At 45.6% G+C, this 961-nt stretch carries 1 protein-coding gene and 1 pseudogene; one reads left to right on the forward strand and one right to left on the reverse strand.

The genetic code is table 11. From position 1 onward, the window contains the following. A pseudogene (locus ACTHUR_RS12225) lies at positions 1 to 284 on the reverse strand (hypothetical protein); the annotation flags it as partial. Positions 285 to 457: 173 nt separating this feature from the next. On the opposite strand from ACTHUR_RS12225, the gene ACTHUR_RS12230 reads away from it, so the two are divergent. Beyond that, the coding region (locus tag ACTHUR_RS12230; RefSeq protein ID WP_440398743.1) for a CreA family protein at positions 458 to 961 on the forward strand (504 nt) is incomplete at its 3' end.

A 961-nucleotide genomic window follows, 5' to 3' on the forward strand; every position in this document is an offset into this window, starting at 1 on the left:
GCTTTAACCGTTTTGTTTTTGGCTGAAGCGCGTTCGTTTTTGTCGGCAGTTTCCTTCTCTTTGGAGACTTTGGCTTTAACCGTTTTTTTGTCTTCCTCTTTTTCTTTTACCGCTTGTTTTTTTGAGGTTTCTTTTTTTACATCTGCCTTAGTGGCTTCTTTCTCTTTTTTCACGGGCGCAGCTTTTTTGACGGTGGCCGCTTTTTCTTTCGGCGTGTCTTTGGCAGCATAGGTTGGCAGGGAGAAGCTGAGCAGCAGGGCGAGGATGAGGGGTTTGTAACGCATGGTTCGATCTTGCTATTAAAGTAGGAACAATAGGACGGATTATACTGTCTGTCAGGCCGTCTGAAAATAATATTGGGTTGCAATATGGACGAACGGTCTTATATAGTAATGATGGAGTAGGCGGATATGATTCTGCCTGCCTGAAAACTAACAGTCTGCATTGACAGGATATTATGAAAAAATATTTATTAGTAGTGTTGGGCGCCATGATTTTGGCGGCTTGCGGTAACGATACCGATAAAATCGGACGCGCCAGTACGGTGTTTCATATGTTGGGTAAAAACGACCGTATTGAAGTGGAAGGTTTTGATGATCCTGATGTGCAGGGGGTTGCCTGTTATATTTCGTACGCGAAAAAAGGCGGTTTGAAAGAAACGGTCAATCTGGAAGAAGATGCCAGCGACGCATCGGTTTCCTGCGTGCAAAGTGCGGAAGTCATCCGTTATAACGAGTCTGAAGTTTTGAAACCGCGACAAGTGTTCAAACGCAGTGCTAGCATAGCATTTAAGAGCCAGCAGATTATCCGCTACTACGATCCGAAACGTAAGTCTTTCGCTTATTTGGTGTACAGCGATAAAATCGTTCAAGGTTCGCCGAAGAACTCTTTGAGCGCGGTATCGTGTTTTGCCCATGCGAAAACCGATGCGCCGGTACCGGCAGGCGGCGCAGTTTATGGC

The sequence above is a fragment of the Neisseria sp. P0021.S007 genome (assembly GCF_051956855.1).